Origin of the sequence: Corynebacterium glucuronolyticum DSM 44120 (assembly GCF_030440595.1) — a bacterium.
Lineage (GTDB): Bacteria > Actinomycetota > Actinomycetes > Mycobacteriales > Mycobacteriaceae > Corynebacterium > Corynebacterium glucuronolyticum.
Genome location: NZ_CP047452.1, coordinates 1,026,553 through 1,047,912 on the forward strand (window position 1 = coordinate 1,026,553; position 21,360 = coordinate 1,047,912).

The window sequence follows — 21,360 nt, forward strand, 5'->3', positions numbered from 1 at the left end:
TAGAGAATCACCCACTCGGGGTGCCATGCACCGCAGCAAAAACGCAGCAAAAATATCAGTGAGCAAGAAAAACTATTCGGTTTGGGATCCGTCCCCGCCACAAGGCTCTTCCGGATAGTCTAGAAGTAACAACGTCACATAGCAGGCGGAGGCGCGTGGAAAGGGCATGAGTCGTGAGCGCAACTACGAGTAGTGCGGTAGAAATCTGAGATACTCCATCCTCCCCTCAGCCTCCAGTGATGGACACAGCTAGTAGCACGGAGCGTTTAAGAAGAAAGGAGCCTGGAGCCGATGTCGTTTCTATCGGCCATCGCGGGAGCACACCCTGAGTTGGCTAGTTACATCACAGCGCCACGTGGCGGGGATGTGCTTTCCCCTTCTGCTTTCTGCCAACCAGACCGTCTTTCATCTGCGGTGAAAGCGACCGGGGACAGCTTGCATATGAACGGCACTCGCGATGCCACCCAGGTGTGGTTCTACCGATTTGTCAATGCACTTTCCCTGCCGTCGTGTGCCGCCATGGTCGAAGATGAGGTGTGCGCTGACCTGAGCCTCGAATCCTGCTTAATCACGTGGATGGATCCACTGTGGTACACGATAGAACCGCAAGACACTGTCGCTACCGTGGAGGAATCTGCCCGCACGTACGCGTCGACGGTGGCGGCGGTCATCGATGTTCTCACAGATGTCTCTGAGGTTAGGCCGGCGCCGTTGTGGGCACTAGCAGTTGATTCTCCCGTCGATGGTTTAATCCGGTACGGCATGCGTGACTTTGCTTCCGGGGAAGGCTACGCGCTTGCTCGTGCCTTCCACAGTGCGCTTGTCGACGCTTCTGGTCGCCGTTTGCCTGATCTTACGGTCCAGGTACTCCGCGAAGGAGAATGGACGGAAGAAGACGTACGTTCAGATGACGATGATGTTTTCCTTCTTTATCATCGTTGCTCCTGCTGCAAGATCTTCCGGTCACCGGACGCAGATCTGTGCTCGGACTGCCCGCGCCGGGATGCAAAAACCCGCCGGCGAGAAGCCCAGGCGCGTGCACAGTACTTTTAGGACTTTTAGGGGCATTTTCGCCTAGATGCCATCGCAGCTCGACACCTGTCACTTGCTCTGCGCCTCCCTAGACGGCACCTTCGCTCCGCTGGTCGTCCGGGGATTGTACAAGAAGGCAACCTGGAACCATGGCGCGATAGCAGATACGCACGTGACCTCCGTGAGCACGTAACAACCGTGAGTATGTGCCCCCGTCTGGGCACACGCGAGAGCGGGGAAAGTGTGTGAAAACGCGGAAAAGGAGGGCTGAGCGTGTGGTATTCCGTCCAGCAGACATGCGTGCAGGGCCCCGATACAGTATTCCTGGTTGGGCCAAAAGGTCCGTTGGTGCGTAGAGAATTTTGGAATGACAACTGCTGGTTTAGTAAAACGCATGCGTTCGTCCCATTTCGTCTACCATCGATGAGGACACGGGAAATGTTCCGGGTCAAAAACCACAACACACCACTCCGATGTCGGCATATGCCCGGCTGGGAAAGGAATTGGCATGGCTTTCTTTGAGGATCTAGCTGCAGCACTTGATGCTGAGGGCATCGAATCCCGCGGTGACGGCGATACCCTTTTTGTACCTATTACTTCCGAACTAGAAATCCAGTTTGTGGAGATCGATCCGCTGCTACCTGCGGCCAACGTCTACATTGCGGATGCAGACGTAGACGATGGCGATAGTTCTTTTGACGCTGTCCTCGTGAGTGTTGTGTTCTCCGTGGAAGATGCGGTGAAGGCCGTAGGCCGTCACATGGCAACGGACCAGATCATTACCATCCTCCGCGATCTCATTGGAGGAACCGACGAACGAATTGCCGATCTAGACTTCGAGCAGAGCTATCGCGACCCGCACGTGGTGACAACTCCCGTCGGCCAAGATTCCGTCATCCGCGTGGAGGTGGAGGCGGAGGACGATGTGATTCCCGTCGCTGAGGTATTTTTCGTGGCCTCGCCGATTGGAAGCGATGAGGACATCGACGAAGACGCTGAGGTCCTCGAGCTAGGCAAATTTACCGACTTCGATCGGCTTTTCGAGGCACTGTCCCTAGCCGCCGATCAGGCAGAGGATTGGGAATCGCAGTTGCTCACCTTCGATGACGACGACTTTGATGACTATCAAGACATCGACTTCGGTGGCGATGGCAACGAGGACGGCGATTACTCCGCTAATTCCGACGAGTTTTAGCCCTACCTCGCTGGTCAGACTGTGCATCATCAGTTCAACTGATCGGGGCATCTCATGGCCTCCGGTTAGTGGTTGCCGGCACCATCCGTTCGACGGAGCTAAGCAGCGAATCCTTCTTCTTTGAAAAGAGAAGATGGTGAAGCAAGGGGTGCAAAAGCTCCGTCGACAAGCCAGCAGTACGTGGGAGTAGCTTCGCCCCGAAGCTCGTGGATGCAGTGCTCAGGCGCGCCGGGAGTGAAACGTCGCACCCACGCGTCAGCTTGGTGCGTGTGTACTGGTCGCCCCGTCGGATCAGAGAAGCGCACGGTGATGAGGTAGGCAGGTTCACGATCTTCGCCGAAGGCTTGCACGAATTCGCGTACGCGTGCACCCGCACGGTGGCGCGAAACGGACACAATAAATTCCGGAGAATCAGCGGTGAGTGGCAGGCGGATGCGCGGTGGACGCCATGTCGCTATTGCTCTGGCGAGTGAACGGGGATGATGAATCGTGCCGCGCACTTCATCGAGTGCGTCATTGAGATCTTTGCCAGTGCCCGCACTGTAGAGATCGTTCACGAGGTCTTGTGGGGTGCTCGTGGACCGACGTGCCTGTAGAGGGGGTGATGGCGCGTCGTCATTACCAGAATCTCCTCGTGGTTGAGGAGGAGGGGAACTCTTCAGCGGGTGGGGGTATCCAATTCGGTGAGAATCCGGGCGCTCTTCGGCGGATGGAAGTCCCCAGTCACGAATGCGGCTGAATAGTGAGGTGAGGGGGCGTTTGTTAGGGATGGTGATAGCGTGCGGTGTTGCAGAGTGCAATGATTCGGCGTGAGTGTTTCTAAACATGGCTCTCACAGTAGGAGAGAGGAGCCACACGAACGTGTAGACGAAGTCGAAAATGCGAACAAATGTACTAAAATGGAGCTGCGTTGCAATTATATACAGGAGCTTTGCGGTACGCGCGTGACTTTTGAGGGAAAGGAAATGCGAAAAAAGGGTTCGCTGTCACGGGGTGACAGCACGGGGGCAATGATGAGAATGCTTAGTCGCGATGAGCATGCGAACATGCGACCATGCGCCTGCAAAGGGTCGCACCACTGCATACTGAGGTCTTAGCTATGAGGATTGGGCTTTACCGCTTAACTGGTTATCCTTAATGATTGTGAGAGACATGAGCGATACGAGGGTGAAGAAGAGTTCAGGGGACATTCCCAAAGAGATCTGGATTCTCGTCGTCGCAGCTTTCATCATCGCCCTGGGGTTCGGACTCATTGCGCCGATCATCCCCGAGTTCGCTCGCTCCTTCGACGTTTCTATGGCTGCTGCCAGCGCCATCATCAGTGTTTTCGCACTGTCCCGCTTAATCTTCGCTCCGGCAACCGGAGGGATCATCGATCGCTTTGGTTCTCGAAAGGTATATCTCACCGGACTTATCATCGTTGGAGTTACAACAGGTGCCATCGCATTCGCCCAGGATTACTGGCACATGCTGTTATGCCGTGCATTGGGTGGATTCGGTTCCACAATGTTTACTGTCTCCGCAATGGGGCTCATCGTCCGGTTGGCACCGCCATCCAAGCGTGGCCGCGCGAGCTCGCTATATGCCACTGCCTTCTTGCTCGGAAACGTGCTTGGCCCGGTCATTGGCGCAGCGGCTTCTGCGATCGGGATGCGTGCTCCATTTTTCATCTATGGGGTAGGAGTTCTCGTCGCAGCGGGAGTTGTGTGGAAGTTCTTGGATCCGAATAAGATCTCTGCAGTAGAACACGCCAACGACTATCCGCCCATGAAGTTCAAAGAGGCGGTTAAAAGTTCAGCTTATCGGGCATCATTGGCATCGGGATTTGCTAATGGATGGATCAACATTGGATGCAGGGTTGCAATCCTTCCACTGTTTGCTGCGAGCTTATTTGAGCGCGGGGCCGCTGTCTCCGGAATCGCTCTTGCCACCTTCGCGCTTGGGAATGCCACCGCACAACAGTTCGCCGGACGCGGTGCGGATCGGATAGGGCGCAAGCCACTTATTATCGCCGGACTCCTCGTTAACCTGATTTTTACTGGTCTCTTGGGCTGGTCGATAGCATCGTGGGAGGTCCTTCTTTTCTCGCTTCTCGCCGGTGGAGGCGCAGGAATGCTCAATCCATCGCAGCAAGCAGTGCTGGCCGACGTGGTAGGGAACAAGCGCTCAGGCGGAAAAGTGTTAGCTAATTTCCAGATGTCTCAAGATTTGGGCTCCATCATTGGGCCAGTTCTCGCCGGAACATTGGTGGACATCAGTGGCTATAAGGCGGCGTTCGCATCCTGCGCGATCGTGGGAGTTCTGGCAACAGTGGCGTGGATGTGGGGCGAAGAGACACTTGCATCCAAGCGGATCAGCCGTAGGTAAGCCTGCTCCAGTGCCCGGCCGGTGTCGAGATTTAACTACCGAGAGTATCGGTGAGTTTTTTCATCGCCGGTATGTCTGCCGGCGCCCACGTGAGGTTTACGAGATCGGGAACGGGGATCCAATCCAATGACTGGTGTTCAGATGCAGTCGGCTCGCCACAGGTGATCGTGCACACGTAAACAGACAGCGCTATCTCCCCAAAATCATAGGAGTAGAGCGATGTATCAATGTGACTTTTCACCGCTACGGTGATGTCGAGTTCCTCCAGCAGCTCACGGGAGAGTGCTTCCTCTTCTGTCTCGCCTTCTTCAACCTTGCCTCCGGGGAATTCCCAGTAGCCGCTCATTGCGCGCCCTGGCCCTCGCTTAGCGGCAAGGACTTCGATGTCACCATTGTTTTCGCGGAGGATCGCCCCGCCGACGACAGCGAGAGGAGATGTGTGCTTCATCGGTCCTTAGCCTTTCTAAACCCGTTTTGTGCACTCCCACATCAAACTCGACGAGGGGGCATTTCCTCCACCCAACTGTAGCCTGTTAGGTTTTGCCGAGCCGCTTATGTTTTTCCACCACTGCGTCTCCGGCGCTCTCGCCAGTGGCGCCTGCTAGTTTTAGGTGGACAAACGACGAGGGGGCGGAGGGGAAATTGATTGGGGAGACCGAATGTTACGGCGGGCAATTGTGGCGGACCATCATGGCGGACATTTGTGATGGGATGTCTCATGCGGGATCGCCTTACCCTGCTTCCCCGACACAAGTTTTCGGCCTCATCGGTTGAGTGCACACCACTATGAGGAAAAACCATCAAGAGGGCTCATTCGGAAGACTATCCGGGCATGAGAGATAGAGAAATCCCCGCCTTCTATCTCTCAAGCCTGAGAGGTTCTGTGGCGGGGATTGTCTATCGTTTATCTATTCACGCCTCGAAATTCGTATCCCTACGCAGTTGGGAAGGCGAAATCCTCCGTTCCTTCTGCGTCGTGGTTGTGGCGAGTGGCGTAGTAGACGATGGTCATGATGACAATGAACGCTGCACCGGCGGCGAGGGCGCTCCAGAATTCGGGTTCCCACGCCATAATGCCGAAGGTGAACACGATAAATGCAATGGAGAAGTACTGCCCGTATGGCCAGAAAGGTACGCGGAATGCTAGCTGTTCTACCTCTGTGGGGGACATCTGTCGGCGGGAAGCAACGTGTGCGAGAAGAATCATGAGCCATACGAAAATTGTGGCGAACGTTGCCAGTGCTGCGATCTTGGAGAAGAGCGACTCGGGAACGAAGTAGTTCAACGCAACGCCAACGATAAGGACAGCAATGAGCGTACCGACGGTGGCTACCGGAACGCCTCGGCTTTCCTTTGCCATAAAGCGAGGTGCTAGACCCTGCTTGGCCATGCCTGTCATGATCCTTCCTGCGCCGAACAAATCGGAATTGATCGCGGACAGAGCTGCAGTGATGACGACTACGTTGAGTAGTGCAGCAGCCCAGTTGACCCCCAGTGAGGAGAAGATCTGCACGAAGGGGCTTTCCTCGCCGGTGATGGTTCGCCACGGATTGATCGTGACGATTACGAAAATAGTCAGAACGTAGAAAAGCAGAATGCGGACAGGAACAGTGTTAACTGCCTGAGGAATGTGCTTCTCCGGGTGCTCAGCGTCGCCAGCAGTGACACCGATGATTTCCGTTCCACCGAACGCAAACAGAACGAGAATGAATGCGCTGATCATTCCACTGGCACCGTTGGGGAAAAATCCTCCATCGTTCCAGAGGTTGTCGATGCCAACATTGTGGGCTCCGTTGCCGAGGCCGAAAATGAGAATGAGTGCGCCACCGATGATCATGGCCACTACGGCCGTAACCTTTATGATCGTGAAGCCAAACTCCAGCTCACCGAACCATCGGGAACTCGCCAAGTTGGCAGCACCAACGATGAGGAGGGTGACGGCGACCCAGATCCATGCGTCGGATTGGGGAAACCAGAATTTCATGTACGTGCCGATTGCTGTGAGGTCCGCTAGGCACACAATGATCATTTCGAAGGCGTACATCCACCCAGTGATGTAGCCCGCCCAGCCACCGAGATACTTCCTCGCGTACTCAGCAAAAGAGCCAGATACGGGAAGAGCTACGGCCATCTCGCCGAGCGCGCGGAGCATGAAATAAACAACGATTCCGCCGAGGAGATAGACGAGGAGCACTGATGGTCCCGCTGCCTGAATGGCACCTGCAGATCCGTAAAACAGGCCTGTACCGATGGCGGAGCCCAACGCGATGAAATGGATATGACGAGCATTCAATCCACGCGTGATGGAAGTGGCAGGCGCATACCTGCGTGATGTGCCGACTGAGGACGAGTCCTTACGGTTCATATAAGCACTTTCTTGCTCGTAGTTGTATCCAAAAACTGGCTGTCATGCGTTTGGTTCCTACATCTCCAAAAACTCACAAGTGCCGTTGCCTGTGCAGCTTGGTCTTGGTCGATGCCGGGAGGAACGCGATCACAACCAAGTTAAGTTTTTGTGAAGTGACAAACGTGGAGATTATCTTAACTGGTCGGCACCTAAAATATGAAAGGCGCGGCACCAGGGTGGTTGGGATCACAGCGTTGGCTGGCTCGTGGAAAAATGACAAGAGCGCCTCTGTACTTTCAATTTTTCCTGCAAACGACTACAGTGAACGGGCAATGAGTAATCCCGAAAACGCCTCCGGCGGCGTAAACGAGCCGGATAACGTAATTTCGTCGGACACTCAGGAAACTTCGCATGGCGTCGCAGACGACACCGCTACCATTTCTTCCACCGACTACTCCGAGAACGATGTTCCTACCGCAGACGTGTCTGCGGAGGACGTTATCGTTTCTGAGAACGTCGAAGGGAATGAGGATACGCGGGACGCAGAGGGCCAGGCATCTACTGAATCGGAAACCACCGATGATGCCTCCTCCACACAGTCTGCAGATGATGAAGATGCCAGGGCTGCGGAAAATTCTGAGGGCACCGACTCCACTGACCTATCCTTTGACAAGCTGGGTCTGCCTTCAGACATCCTCGAAGCCGTGAGGAAGGTTGGCTTCGAAACACCGTCACCTATCCAGGCGCGGACGATTCCCGCTCTCCTGGACGGGCGCGATGTTGTGGGCCTAGCACAAACCGGTACGGGCAAAACGGCGGCCTTCGCGTTGCCGATCATTGCCCGTATCGACAAATCCAACCGATCGCCTCAGGCGCTCGTGTTGGCACCGACCCGTGAGCTTGCTCTCCAGGTGGCGGATGCATTCCAGGAATTCGCTGACCACGTAGGCGGAATCAACGTCCTGCCGATTTACGGCGGGCAAGCCTATGGCATCCAGCTGTCAGGCCTGCGTCGTGGTGCGCACATCATCGTGGGTACCCCGGGCCGTGTCATCGACCACCTGAAGAAGGGGTCCCTCGACATTTCGCACCTGGACTATCTCGTCCTCGACGAAGCGGACGAGATGCTCAACATGGGCTTCCAAGAGGATGTTGAGCGCATCCTGGAGGACACCCCAGACAAGAAGCAGGTGGCGCTGTTTTCGGCGACCATGCCGAATGCGATTCGTCGACTCTCCCAGCAGTACCTGGATGATCCGTACGAGGTCACGGTCAAGGCAGAGACACGAACCAACACGAACATCTCACAGCGGTATTTGAATGTCGCTCATCGCAATAAGCTGGATGCACTGACCCGCATTCTCGAGGTCACTGAATTTGAGGCGATGATCATCTTCGTCCGTACGAAGTACGAGACGGAGGAGCTCGCCGAGAAGCTTCGTGCACGTGGTTTTTCCGCACAGGCAATCAACGGAGATATCGCGCAACAGCAGCGTGAGCGCACGGTAGACCAGCTGCGCGACGGTCGCCTGGACATCCTTGTTGCAACCGATGTCGCGGCGCGTGGTCTGGATGTGGATCGCATCTCCCACGTTCTTAACTACGACATTCCGCATGACACGGAGAGCTACATTCACCGCATTGGGCGCACCGGCCGCGCTGGCCGGACCGGCGAGGCGATTCTGTTCGTCACGCCACGTGAACGCCGTATGCTCCGCTCGATTGAGCGCGTGACCAACGCGACCCTTGAGGAAATGCAACTTCCTACAGTGGACGAGGTAAATGAGTCCCGCAAGGAGAAGTTCGCAGACTCCATCACGGAGGCGCTGGAAGATTCCCAGCTTGGTCTGTTCCGTAGCCTCGTGAAGCAGTACTCGGATGCGCACGATGTGCCACTCGAGGACATTGCTGCAGCGTTGGCGGCGCAGGCTCAGTCCAACGAGGAATTCCTCATGAAGGAGCCTCCGAAGGACAAGCGACGGGAACGGCGCGATAGAGACCGCGACGGTGGACGTCGGCAGCGTGACAACGGACCTGCACGTCCGGACAGTGATTTTGAAATCTACCGTCTTCAGGTGGGTCGTCGCGATCACGTACGCCCGGGTGCAATCGTTGGCGCTATTGCTAACGAAGGTGGACTGTCTAACCGCGACTTCGGTCGGATCGACATCCAGCAGAGCTTCTCGTTGGTAGAGCTTCCCAAGGGGCTTGGCGACGATGTCCTGGATCGCTTGGCTGACACAGAAATCGGTGGTCGCAACATCGAGATCCGTCGGGATCCAGATGGCTACATCTCTCGTGGTAACCGCAGTGGTGGCCGAGGCAATCGCGGTGGCTACGGTCGCGGTGGTCGTGACCGAGGTGGCCGTGACCGCGGAGATCGCAACGATCGCGGTGGCTACGGGCGTAGCGATCGGCGCAACGGTCGTGGAAATTGGCGTGATCGCAACGATCGCCGTGGAGGCGGTCGCGGTCGGGATCGCTACTAAGTAAAAAACTCAGGGCCACAGAGGTGCCGGTGGATATGCCGTCTCTCTGTGGTCTTTTTGGCGCTTATAACTGCACGCAATCAAAAATGCGCGCAAAGCGCACGGGCATCAAGGTTGTCGAAGTAGAACCATGTACTAAGACCAGTTAACATCTGGCCGAGTGCTTGTGAATGAGGAATGCGTAGCCATCCAGCTTTCTAAAATGGCGGATTTGGGCAAAACATTTCCCAGGGCCGAGCACTGTCCACTAGTGTTACGAGGTATGACGAGTGAGGACGGCAAGCCTGATAGAGGCACTACACAACGGTTAGAGTTTGTCGTCCCAATGGGCGGCAATAGGGTCGAGTCGATTGAGCCGCAGGATCCCGGGCGTAACCCTCTAACGCGCGGTAACACATTGACAAAGGACAGCTGGAAGCTCGTGTTGAGGAGGACGTGGAGCGACTTTATCCTCGATGCGATCATGGACCGCGCGGCTGTGCTTGCTTTCTTCATGTTCCTCACTGCCGCTCCGACTGTGCTCGCCGCGTATTCCATTGCCACACTCATATTTGCTCGTAATGAGCGTCAGGTAACCAATCTGACACAGGAGGCCATCGCAAGGTATGTGCCGTCGGAGATCGCAGACCATGTAAGAGCTGTGGTGGATGTCATTGTGGGTTCAGCTGCCGAAGGCACGTGGGCCCTGGTGTTGGCTGTTCTTATCGCGCTGTTCTCATCGTCTGCCTGGGTGCGAGCATTTGCGCGCAGTGCAAACTTCATCTACGGCAGGGTAGAGGGACGGACCGTCATTCCTACATGGCTGACGATGTGGGGCATCACATTTCTTATGGTCATCGGTGCCGTCATCATAGTTGGTGCACTTCTTTTGCGGCAATCAGTGGTTCTGGCTGTTTTTGAACCCATTGCAGATCCCCTGGGGCTCGTTGAAGAACTTGATTTTCTCACCGGAATTTTTCTTCCTATCTGGGTGTGGATTCGCATTCCAGTGATTGCTCTTATCGCTCTTACCCTCGTCGCAGTCCTTTACTACTTTGCGCCGAATGTACGACCTCAGCATTTCCGCTGGCTAACTGTCGGCTCCGCTGTTTCAGTCGTAACGATCGGCATCACCTGGTGGCTGCTTGGCCTCTATTTGCAATTTTTTGCAGGATCAAGTGCCTACGGTGCAATCGGAACGATTATTGCTGTGATCTTCGCCTGCTGGATTATGAATATCCTCCTGCTTATCGGCATCAAATTGGATGCTGAGGTTCTTCGGGCCAAGGAACTGCAGATGGGTTATGACTCCGAACGCTTTATCCAAGCTCCTCCTCGTTCTAGCACAGCCGCCCAGAAATACGCCGAGGTACAAACTAAATTGGAAGAATCAGCGCGGGTGATCAAGCACCGCGCCGGTCACGGACAGAAGTAAGATAAAGACCGCCACCTCCGCTGGAATCATCGTTCTGAACTAGTCGATCCTTTTTGCTGTTGGATGCCACCGGCGCTTCCAGTCCCGTGCGCTCGAGGGAATTTTCCTCAGTGGTGGATGTACCTCAGTTGTGGATGTAATCGGTGGTTATTCATCGATTGCGCCAGAGACTTTTCTTGACCAATTTCTTCCAATCTGTACGCCTGGAAATGTGGTGCTGCTCAGCATAGTGGGCACTCTGTACTGAGGGTGCTTGGTAATGCAGATGAAAAACGAGCTCAGGCGAAAATTGGAGGGGATGTGGAGAAGGTGTAAAGGTTACTCAAGCCTGACGAGTCACAGCCACCCTTGTTTTATTCCGTCACGAATAGTGGTTATGACTGCGCCTTCCGCATTGGAACCAATGATGTCGGTGCACGCGGCTTTGACGTCTGGATGCGCATTGGACATCGCAAAGGATCTTCCGGAGGGAGCTATGAGTCCGACATCGTTAAAATAATCCACGAAACAGAAGGTTTCCTGCGTTGTCACACCCAGCTTCGCTTTGATGAACTCGAGACCAGTACCTTTGTCTACGTTTGGTGGCATGATGTCGCACCAGTCTCCGGAGGATTCAAGCACCTCGAGTTCAGGAAACTCATTGCGGATGTAGTCCCACGGACCATGGGAGGGGTCCTCTGGCTGGTAAATGGACATGTTCACAACGTTATTCAGGTCGACATCAGCGAGAGAATCTACAACCGCTAGGTGTGTGGTGTAGTGGGTGAGAAATTCGAGGAATTCAGGATCGCGGGGGGCTACGGTGCGTTCAGGAAAGTGCATGATCACCCAGAGTTTCTGAGGGTATGAGGCCGCTGCTTCAAGCACTCTGGTGGCGACTTCAGGTTCAATCCTCGCTACGGTTTCCACAACTCCATGGGACGAGAGGACACAGCCGTTTCCTGCAAGGAAATAGTCGAGAGCAGGGGACTGCCCTGGAGGGGTGAACAAACCTCTCAACGTAGGCAGGGAACGGCCGGAGGCGGGGAGGAAAATGATTGCATCTTCTGAACGGCGGCTCCTGTTTTCTTCTGCAATGTCGTCCATGAGATCCCAGAACCCATCTGGTAATTTCCCCGATGGCGTCAGGAGGGTGCCGTCCATATCGCAGGCGAGAAGCTTCACAGTTCGCCGTCCTTCATGAGTTTTCGTAGAACAGTGATCACTCCGTTGTCGGCGTTCGAAGGAGCGATGTGCGTCGCTATCTCCTTGACCTCCGGGTGCCCATTTTCCATGCCATATGATGTTCCCGCAGCAGCCAGGAGTTCGTAATCGTTGAGGTAGTCACCAAAGGCGATGACCTGATCTTTCTTCAAAGCCAATGCGTCACATAGGTCAGCAATAGCGATTCCTTTGTGAACTCCGGGCGTCATGATATCGGTCCAATGCTGACCGGAAGTGACGACTGTCAGCTCTGGAAGAATTTCGGACATCAGTGGGGTGGTGTTGTCCTCGGCAGAGTCAAAGTCGTAGACGGCGATTTTGATGACATCGTCGGTAGCGTAGCGAGACAGCTCCGGAGCGAGCTCGAGGGAACGGTAATACTTGGAGCATTCGGCGAGGAACTCCTCGTCGCTACGGGTGACATAGGCGGTGGAGGGGTGGCATAAGACGAGTCCGAAGTTTGGATCGTCCATGTCTTCCACGGCAGCAAGCAAACGTTGTGTGTACTCAACGGGAATTGTATGGGTGGCGATTATCCGCCCGCCGACTGCGACCACGGCACCGTTTTCGGCAATGAACGAATCGGTAATCCCCTCGAATTGGCCTCGGAGGGTTGCGAGTTGTCGGCCTGAAGCCGGGACAATTTTTACTCCTTTGCCAATGAGCTCGTGGGCGAGCTCGGGAAACTCAGCGGGGATATCACCTTCTGGCGTTAGCAGAGTGCCATCCATGTCCAAGGCGACGAGACGAAAAGCCACCGTAATCCTTTCCTATGCGTGGGTTCGCGTGTTTCTAAAGCGAACAGTACGCGTCTTGCTGTGGGAGCGTTGATTGCTTATGTTATCGACCGACACGTAACCATAGGAGCTACCTCCACAGTGGGACGTATCGGGAACCTGTAGATGTCTACCTTCGCGTTACGAGTTTAATGTGAAAGGTCATCCATCTGTGTTCACGTTCTGCACATTCAGACTACCGAACAAACGTGAGGCTTCATGCTCCTATGTGGCTGATTAACGAGGAATGCCCACGAACGTTCATGCGTAGCTTCGGGTAAGAGCAGGCTCATAACAGCTCATAACTAGCTAGCAAGTCTCTAGCAAGTCGCAGGTCCACTGCTCACGTGGCTGTGGCCGTTGTGACTTCGCCGTTGTGTGGTTGGCCTGTCATGCACGTGGCTGTAGAGTGCGCGTGGTGGAGCACAGTCCAGCGATGACATGGTTGGGGTGAGTGGTAGCTGGGCTCAACGCTGGCAAAAAATAAGCGGCACGCATCGCGCGTGCCGCATGATGGATTCGTGTGTTTTAGAAGAACATCAGGATCGCGGTAATGAGCCAGAGAGCGGAGAAGATTCCGCCATACATCGGAAGCTTCTTCGCAGCCTTCGTAAGGTGGAAGCCCGAAAGGTCAATGGGATCCGAACCGGCCTCTGCAAGACCGAGCTGGTGAATGCACTTCGTCTGCAGGGGGAGTATCAGGAAGAAGAGGATTGCCCAAGCGATAAGAGAGAGCAGAATTCCTGTGTGGATCAGGTAGTAGGACTTGTACGTCGCCCAGTCACTGACCATGACCGCAAAGCCAAGAAGAGGAACGAGGAGAGACCCCATTCCGTAAACGCGGGTGATGCGGTGCAGGAGACTAGCAGTCCCCTTGGCGCGGTCCTTGCCGTTGTCAGCCTCGAGCGCGTACTTGTGGAAAGTTGAAACAGCGACGGTCACTGGACCCAGAAATAGGATCGCGGCGACAACATGCAGAATAGTGAAAAGTGTGGTCACTCGGAGAGGCCTTTCGTTCTGATTTGTGAGCCCAGAGCGACATTGTTTTCCGCCTGGACCATTTTGCTAACCCAAAACGCTCGTGGGTTTTGGACCCCATCACTCTAGCGACATTTGTAAAAAATCTCGAATAATGCACTGCTTCTTAAGAGTATTCTTATCTGCTTCCGGGAGGGGAAGACCGTAGGAGGAAGCAACGGCTGACACTCTCCGCGCGTACCAGCATCGTGCCCATCTGTTTGGTGGTAGCCACTCGTTCGGGAGGTGATCTGACTTAGCCTGATTCTGCTGTTTCGAAACTATAACCAGGTTAAGGGGATCGTTGGCAAATGCGATGCGTTTTTGTTCGCTCCACGCAAAGGCCCCCAAGTCCCATGCTGCCGATAGAGGAATGACGTGATCGAGTTCAAGAGCACTCCGCGATGTAATGTGGTCTCCCGAATAGGGGTCGACACTACTGCCACCGTCGAGTTGGCACGTCTTTTTGTTGAGACGAGCGCCGGGTATAGAAACAGCAATGACAAGTTCACGGGTTGTGCAGGCTCTCGCTGAAGCCCAGCCATGCCCAAACTCATCACGGGAATACCCAAGGACATGCACACGAGGTGGTGTCGTGCTGACTGTGCCTATTGTCGCCTGTACGGGTGGTAGATGACGGACAAGATCGAATCTGTGTTGCTGTTTGGTAGAAGCAATGGTGGCCATGTTGGAATCGTCGAAAAGCGGTGAGAAGACCACAGCAGTGGGAACGGATGAAGTGAGAGTCAGCGCCAGCGTGATCGTAAGCAAAATGCGTCGGAAAATCTTCACACCGGTTAGACGATGCGCGGGCACCTATCGGTTCCCTCCGGCGGGGTGGTGTATTCCACCATCCCGCTCAGCGAGAGCTACGCGCGGTAGAGTTTTTCCTTCCGCGACCGAATCTGTGCTGCAGTGTTAAGCCTCAAAAATCACCCGACACTGCCAGCGTCTTAGCCTGGTCAAACTCGTCAAGAATGTGCGTTGACGGAGACTTGGTGAGAAGAGACACGACGATAAGGACGAGGCCCGCGCCGATAAAACCCGGGACGATTTCATATAGCCAGTCGCTGAGAACCGAATTTCCCCAGGCGAATACGATAACCGTTCCTGTGATCATCCCTGCAATAGCCCCCGGAACCGTCAGTCGCTTCCAGAACAGTGATGCGAGGATAACAGGGCCGAAAGCTGAACCAAAGCCAGCCCAGGCGAACCCAACGAGGCTCAGAATCGAATCGCTGGGATTGATAGCGAGTAAGGCTGCGATGATTGCCACAGCAACGACAGCGGTGCGAGACAAGTTCATGAGGAGACCGTCGGAAAGCGTACGCTTTGTGGTGATTTTGTATAGGTCCTCAATGAGGGCCGACGAGACGACCAGGAGCTGTGAGGCCATCGTCGACATGATAGCTGCGAGGACTGCAGTGAGCACCAGACCGCCAATCAACGGATGGAAAAGCATCCGGCCCATGTCAAGGAAGATAGTCTCGTAAGACGTTTGATCCGTCACCGTGTGGTCAGGGTATGCACCGAAGAAGACCGTGCCGACAAGAGCCGTACCAGCGGCTCCCAGCGCGCAGATGACCATCCAGAACACTGTCACGAACATCCCGGAGCGTGCCTCCTTGGGGGAGCGCAGAGCCATGAACCGGACAATGATGTGTGGCTGGCCGAAGTACCCGAGGCCCCAAGCGAGGTTACCGATGATTGCCGCCGCAGAAATGCCACTGAACAAAGAGAAGTACGTCGGGTTCCCACTCGGATGCGGACCGTAGGGGTGTTGTGTCGCGTAGCTGAAGATATCGTAATCTCCGCCGATGAGGACGTACGCGCCGATAGGAACAAGCACCAGCGCACCGAACATAATCATGCCCTGGACGGTATCGGTGTAGCTAACAGCAAGGAACCCACCGATAAATGTGTACGCCACCGTAACGAACGCGATGATGAGCATGCCATCGAGATACGACCCGCCAAAAGTAGATTCAAAGTACTTACCGCCGGACACCATGCCACTGGAAACATAGAACGTAAAGAACACCAAGATGACGAGGGACGCGACGATGCGCAACACATGCGATGAATCACGCAACCGATTCTCCAAGAAGCTGGGAATCGTAATCGAGTTGCCGGCGACCTCCGTGTACGCGCGTAGTCGCGGTGCTACCATCCGCCAGTTCACCGCTGCGCCGATGCAGAGACCGACGGCAATCCAGATCTCGGACAAGCCTGTGACAAAAAGCGCGCCGGGTAGCCCCATGAGGAGCCACCCACTCATATCCGCAGCACCTGCGGAAAGAGCGGCGACAACCGGGCCGAGAGAACGACCGGCGAGCATGTATTCGTCATAGCGATCCGTCTGCCGGTAGCTCCAATACCCAATTGCGAGCATGAGGAGCATATACAGGATGATTGCGATAATAAACCATGTGTGTTCGGTTATTGAGACGTTCATAGGGGTCTAAACCTTTCCTCGGCGGCGCACCTGTTACTGGTGGGTACAAGAGATCTCTAGAACTCTAACTAACCACGAAAGTTTCATTAAGTGAAATGAAGTTTCCAAATTGTGACCAAGATGCGCCAGCTGTTGTTACTGTTTTGCGGAAAAAAGGGGAAGATGCGGAAAGAAGCATTCTGCCGCATGTTTTTCTGTTCATAAATGATGGACATGGGCCAAAGTGCGTAGCGGGGAATTCAACCACATGTGCCACGCCACATTGGGTGTATGCGAAGCCGACGGTTTGGTATGTGGAGGAAACGACCTATAGCCAGGCACACGAGTAGTCACCGTGCGGTCCCTAGCGATCACGTATGGCAAATACCAGGCACGTAGGAAGCCGCCACGATAAACAGCGCTCTCAATGCTTGCATCACATGTGGGCAATCCCAACTATGGCTTCGGTGTACATTCGTTCTAAACCGATACGGGACGTGAGATGCGCGCCTGGTAAAAAGGAGTCTATGGTCGCCTTTAAATTGCACGGACTTTTCGAGCCTTCCGGTGGGCTCCGTCTATGGATTGAACGGGTGATTGGGCACAAGGTGGTAAGGCCCGATGAGGTTCCAGACCAGACTTTTCCGCCAGCGATTGAAAACCTTGTCTCCAGGCACGCCTTTACGAGACTGTACAGCGCGGTTCTTCTTACCCCCAAAGAAAACAAAGTTAGTTTGCGGATCCCCACAGCAGCTCTCGCTCCGAAGGAAGCAATCCTCCTCCTAGAGGAGGTCTACTCGGCGGGGACAAGCCGAGGCATCCCGAAGGATCAGAAGGATTCGCTGGCACCTGACCTGTGGTGGCTAGCCACGATGGTTGCGGGACTTGGCCGCTTTGTTGATGCAGGCCGCGTTGTTATTCGGTGTTCATTCCAAGACGATGCATGGTGGCCAGAATGGGAGCTGACTAGGTCTGTCGAAGAACGCACCTGGCTTGCCGCCATGCAGGCTGCTGCACCAGGAATCATCGTCTTGAACACACCAACTAACGCCGCCGAGACTGTGGCGCGCCACTGGGTCCACTGGATCACTAATGCGGCTTTGGCAGACGAAGTGGATAAAGCGCGTCCGTATGATCTCCACCCTTTTTTGCAGTCGCTTCTCACAAGCAGTCCCCTGGGACGGTTCAGCCCGCACGTCATTACCAATCTGAATAAGTGGAAGGATACCCTCACTTCCACTGCGGTCTCACTGGTGTTCCTCGTAGAAGAGGGGGCGGATGATTCTCTCAGTGACAGTCCATGGATCGTGCGTACGAAAGTGAGGGAGGGGACCGCAGTTCTCTCACCCGTCCGCATCGGCCAATACGATCAGGGGACAAAGCGCAAAATAAAAGAACTGCATTCGAAGGCAACCGCCATCACTTCGCTGTTGGACCCCACTGCACACGGTCGCGGGACTGCCCGGACTCTTGATGATGGCGATTGGGACCTGCAGCTGACAACGGAAGAGATCCTCGCTTTTGTCAATGAAGATGTAGACGAGCTTAAGGCGGCCGGGTTCGAGGTGCTTTTCCCACGCGCCTGGACGAGTGCATCTGTGAAGGCGAAGATTCGTACGCAGAGCTCGGACGAGGCGCGCGTGACAGGCCCGGCGAAGTTCGGTCTAGATAACATTGTCGCCTACGATTGGCATCTGTCTGTGGGAGACACTGAGCTCACGGATGCGGAGATGCGGGAGCTCATCCATTCGAGCACGGATCTTGTAAAAATCCGTGGCTCGTGGGTGCACGTGGACGGCGCATCGCTGAGGCGAGTACGTGAATATATGGCGGAACTCGCCGGCCATGATATTGACGCTTTGCAAGCCAAGATTGAAAAGCTCAACTGGAAAATTGTTGAGGCGAAAAAACCCGACAATGTGACCCCCTCCGGTCACAATCCGGTGCTGGAAGGCCTGTTGAAGGAGCGTGACAAGGCCGAGGAAGAACTGGAGAATCTGCTCACCGCAGACAACGTTGAGGGTGAAAGCTCCATCGAGAGAATTCGTGCGCTTGCACTCCAAGAGGCGAACAACAAGGATCTGCAGTTCACCGGTAACTCGTGGACTGCGTCTCTCGTTGGTACAGGTTTCCAGGTCGCACCCGAGCCTGTCGATCTCCCTCCAACTGTCACCGCTACGTTGCGCCCCTACCAGGAACGTGGCGTGGCCTGGCTCGCCTGGATGTCCTCGAGGAATCTCGGGGCGGTGCTTGCCGACGACATGGGGCTGGGGAAGACTCTTCAGGTACTGAGTCTTATTGCCTACGAGCGTGAGCAGGATCTGCAGCGCCCGCCCACGCTAGTCGTCGCTCCTACGAGTGTGATCAGTAACTGGAAAGCGGAGGCTGAGCGATTCGTTCCCAGCCTTAAGGTGGCTCTCCACCACGGTTCCTCGAGGAAGAAAGGGGAAGAGCTGGCCCGTCAGGTTCAGGACCTGCATATCCTCGTCACATCCTATGGAACGGTGGTGCGGGATTTCCTTGAATTGCAAAAGCTAGAGTGGGACCACGTCATCGTTGATGAGGCGCAAGCGATCAAAAACACGTCAACGACAACTCATCGCGCAGTGCGGTCAATCCATCCACGACAGCGGATTGCTCTCACAGGTACCCCGGTGGAGAACCGGCTTTCGGAGATGCGCGCTATCTTGGATTTTTGTAATCCTGGCATCCTCGGATCTGCAACTTTTTTCCGCAACCACTTCGCCCGACCGATTGAAAGAGATAAGGATTCCGATCTCGCCCGGCGCTTCCAAGCACTCACCCAGCCTTTTATTTTGCGTAGGTTGAAGACCGATACCGCCGTTATCGACGAATTGCCGGAGAAACGTGAACAGGTGATCACCGTGAAGATGACCCCGGAACAGGCTGCGTTGTACAAGAGCTACGTTGACGATGTGCAGCGTAAGCTCCAAGAGCAGAAGATGGGTGGTATCCAGTACCGCGGAATCGTTCTTGCATCACTCACGCGTATTAAGCAGATCTGCAATCACCCTGCTCACTTCCTTGGCGATGGTTCAGAAATGACACATCACGGGAAGCACAGGTCCGGAAAGGTAGAGAAACTGATGGAGATCGTCGACGCAGCTCTACTGCGTGAACGGCGAGTTCTCATCTTCACTCAATACACGGCGTTCGGCACGATGCTGCAGCACTACCTTGCTGAGCGAACCGGGATTGACATTCCTTTCTTACATGGGGGAGTGCCTCAGAAGATGAGAACACGGATGGTTGCCGACTTCCAGAGCGAGGGTGGCCCACCCATCTTCATTCTCTCCCTGAAGGCAGGCGGAACGGGGTTGAACCTCACCGCTGCAACGGAAGTTGTGCATATGGACCGCTGGTGGAATCCCGCCGTGGAGGACCAAGCCACCGACCGTGCCTATCGCATTGGCCAAGAGAGCGACGTTCACGTGTACAAGATGGTTGCCGCCGGTACCCTGGAGGAGAAAATCCAGAAGGTGCTGGAAGAGAAGACAGCACTTGCTGGTTCCGTCGTCGGAACGGGTGAAGGATGGATTACAGAGCTCGATCCGCAACAGCTCAGCCAGCTCATGGCCTATCGCTCTGAGGCAGAAAGGACCGCCCACGATGTCACACGATTCTAGTGAACCGCCTTACTCTGCAAATCGACCAGGCTCGAGGCGGAATCGACGGTCCCAGGATAACGTCATCTACGCCAATTTCCGCAAGAATGGGGCTCTCGATCGAGCACGCGCATTGGCCAATAAGTACGCGGAGGCGAAATCTGCTTCACCGCAAAACGAGTTGAGCCAGCCGATCGCCCGGTTCATTATGGACGCAGTTCAGTCGAACGCCGAACCAGGCCGTTTTGTCCGCGGCATGGATTATTCCAAACAGGGGCGCGTTCTCCCGAATATTCGCTTGGACACAGGCGCTGTCCACGCGTATGTAGCGGGCTCCCAGAATGAGCCGTTTGATGTCGCGATAGTTTTCCCTCGCCGTTCCCCAGACGAGATTGCGCGACTTGTTGAAATCTTGGCGTCGCGTCCCACGCTGCTGCATGAGGGCGTTTTAGAAGGTGAGGTTCTTGGCATCATTGCAGCCAGGGATAGCTCAGAATTTGTCTACCGATGCACGTGCCCTGATTCTGCCCGCGTCTGCAAGCACATCGTCGCGGTGGCGCACCAGCTGGCGCTCATTCTCGATGACGATCCGAAGAAGGTTTTTGACATCCGCGGAGTGGACGTTCGTGAGCTCGAACAATCGGTTTCCGCATCTGTTGCCACGTTGTCTGAGCGGAGAGCCGTGGAGTCGACGGAGACCTTTTGGGAAGGTGGCGCACTGCCAGATCTTCCACGTCCGCGGAAAGCTCCTGCTGTCAGTGATGGTGACGATACATTCCTCCGTGAGGCATTCAAAGCGATCTCCTATACCAGCATCGATCAGATGCGGGCGGTCAGTGACCTAGAAGATCTCTACTACGTGCTTACAAAGGATATGGATTAAGTCTTTACCGAGAGAATAGGAATGCGATCCGTACTGACGGTACAGATGAGCACTCTGCTTCTGCCTCATTTCCCTCTAGCTGGTGGGGAACAGAAGCTGCTATGGAGTATGGTGCGCACGCGCCGACCCCGTGTTATCCCCACCGATTGGGGGGTTGTTTTCCAGGGATTGGGTTGCCGGTGATGCCCATAGGCGGTGGGTATGGTTCCGCAATGTGACGGGCCAGGGCACGTTCTTATCTGATTTCGTTCACTGCTTACTTTTCCGATATCTCTCGTGGTGTAGCTGGGAGTAAAGGGGGTGGGAGATAAACAGTTTGTGTTCGAAAAGTCGAGCAGTCGCGTGTACACGGTGCGTAGTGTGGAAAGCACAGATCCGAATGCGATTGAACATAGACAATGATCACTAGTTGTAGTGGAGGACAGAAACTGATTCACCCGGACGCTGCAGAAGCCCAGTTGCCTTGGGACTTTACTATTTGTATGTACGTGTTTTATGTGTACGTATGTGCACGACCAGTGTCATCCCCGTGCCATCCCCGTGGATTGCATGAGTAACAGGCGTGGGATGGAAGCTT

At 55.0% G+C, this 21,360-nt stretch carries 15 protein-coding genes; 7 read left to right on the top strand and 8 right to left on the bottom strand.

Features of this window, described 5'->3' with window-relative positions; all coding sequences use genetic code 11:
• Positions 1-291: 291 nt before the first annotated feature.
• Together CGLUCO_RS04825 and CGLUCO_RS04830 are read left to right on the top strand one after the other, a co-directional pair.
• Positions 292-1,053 (top strand): (2Fe-2S)-binding protein, encoded by a 762-nt coding sequence (locus CGLUCO_RS04825; RefSeq protein WP_232621867.1) that lies wholly within the window; start codon positions 292-294, stop codon positions 1,051-1,053.
• A 487-nt stretch (positions 1,054-1,540) separates the two neighbouring features.
• Positions 1,541-2,227, top strand: coding sequence for a hypothetical protein (locus CGLUCO_RS04830; RefSeq protein ID WP_005391994.1), 687 nt, complete (start codon positions 1,541-1,543; stop codon positions 2,225-2,227).
• 98 nt (positions 2,228-2,325) lie between these two features.
• Here CGLUCO_RS04830 and CGLUCO_RS04835 read toward each other — a convergent pair whose 3' ends face one another.
• A complete protein-coding gene (locus CGLUCO_RS04835; protein WP_143336827.1) occupies positions 2,326-2,784 on the bottom strand; it encodes a hypothetical protein in 459 nt (152 codons plus the stop codon).
• A gap of 580 nt (positions 2,785-3,364) precedes the next feature.
• Here CGLUCO_RS04835 and CGLUCO_RS04840 point away from each other — a divergent pair.
• Positions 3,365-4,594, top strand: coding sequence for an MFS transporter (locus tag CGLUCO_RS04840; protein ID WP_005391998.1), 1,230 nt, complete (start codon positions 3,365-3,367; stop codon positions 4,592-4,594).
• A 31-nt stretch (positions 4,595-4,625) separates the two neighbouring features.
• Here CGLUCO_RS04840 and CGLUCO_RS04845 read toward each other — a convergent pair whose 3' ends face one another.
• Entirely contained in the window at positions 4,626-5,042 is a 417-nt protein-coding gene (locus CGLUCO_RS04845; RefSeq protein ID WP_005391999.1) for a (deoxy)nucleoside triphosphate pyrophosphohydrolase, read from the bottom strand.
• A 486-nt stretch (positions 5,043-5,528) separates the two neighbouring features.
• The gene (locus CGLUCO_RS04850; protein ID WP_005395957.1) at positions 5,529-6,959 is read right to left on the bottom strand and encodes an amino acid permease; all 1,431 of its coding nucleotides are present in this window, start codon (positions 6,957-6,959) and stop codon (positions 5,529-5,531) included.
• 314 nt (positions 6,960-7,273) lie between these two features.
• Between CGLUCO_RS04850 and CGLUCO_RS04855 the strand changes: the two genes are divergently transcribed.
• Both CGLUCO_RS04855 and CGLUCO_RS04860 read left to right on the top strand, forming a co-directional pair.
• Complete coding sequence (locus CGLUCO_RS04855) at positions 7,274-9,430, top strand: DEAD/DEAH box helicase (RefSeq protein WP_084035944.1); 2,157 nt, start codon at positions 7,274-7,276, stop codon at positions 9,428-9,430.
• A gap of 262 nt (positions 9,431-9,692) precedes the next feature.
• Positions 9,693-10,844 carry a YihY/virulence factor BrkB family protein gene (locus CGLUCO_RS04860; RefSeq protein WP_084035943.1) on the top strand — a complete coding sequence of 384 codons (1,152 nt, stop codon included), beginning with the start codon at positions 9,693-9,695 and terminating at the stop codon, positions 10,842-10,844.
• Positions 10,845-11,180: 336 nt separating this feature from the next.
• On the opposite strand, the gene CGLUCO_RS04865 is transcribed toward CGLUCO_RS04860, so the two are convergent.
• From CGLUCO_RS04865 to putP, 5 genes are all read right to left on the bottom strand, one after another.
• On the bottom strand, positions 11,181-12,008 hold the full coding sequence (locus CGLUCO_RS04865; RefSeq protein WP_005392016.1) for an HAD family hydrolase: 828 nt from the start codon (positions 12,006-12,008) through the stop codon (positions 11,181-11,183).
• Positions 12,005-12,805: a Cof-type HAD-IIB family hydrolase gene (locus CGLUCO_RS04870; RefSeq protein ID WP_005392018.1), complete on the bottom strand. Its 801-nt coding sequence runs from the start codon at positions 12,803-12,805 to the stop codon at positions 12,005-12,007. Before CGLUCO_RS04870 ends, CGLUCO_RS04865 begins: the two co-directional genes overlap by 4 nt.
• Positions 12,806-13,351: 546 nt before the next feature.
• Positions 13,352-13,822 (bottom strand): hypothetical protein, encoded by a 471-nt coding sequence (locus CGLUCO_RS04875; RefSeq protein WP_005392019.1) that lies wholly within the window; start codon positions 13,820-13,822, stop codon positions 13,352-13,354.
• A 99-nt stretch (positions 13,823-13,921) separates the two neighbouring features.
• Positions 13,922-14,527: an HNH endonuclease family protein gene (locus CGLUCO_RS04880; protein ID WP_231286186.1), complete on the bottom strand. Its 606-nt coding sequence runs from the start codon at positions 14,525-14,527 to the stop codon at positions 13,922-13,924.
• 238 nt (positions 14,528-14,765) lie between these two features.
• Complete coding sequence (gene putP / locus CGLUCO_RS04885) at positions 14,766-16,295, bottom strand: sodium/proline symporter PutP (RefSeq protein ID WP_005395960.1); 1,530 nt, start codon at positions 16,293-16,295, stop codon at positions 14,766-14,768.
• A 506-nt stretch (positions 16,296-16,801) separates the two neighbouring features.
• Between putP and CGLUCO_RS04890 the strand changes: the two genes are divergently transcribed.
• Positions 16,802-19,921 carry a DEAD/DEAH box helicase gene (locus tag CGLUCO_RS04890; protein ID WP_084035836.1) on the top strand — a complete coding sequence of 1,040 codons (3,120 nt, stop codon included), beginning with the start codon at positions 16,802-16,804 and terminating at the stop codon, positions 19,919-19,921.
• Positions 19,905-20,783 (top strand): SWIM zinc finger family protein, encoded by an 879-nt coding sequence (locus CGLUCO_RS04895; protein ID WP_231286160.1) that lies wholly within the window; start codon positions 19,905-19,907, stop codon positions 20,781-20,783. The genes CGLUCO_RS04890 and CGLUCO_RS04895 overlap by 17 nt, the downstream gene beginning before the upstream one ends.
• Positions 20,784-21,360 lie beyond the last annotated feature (577 nt).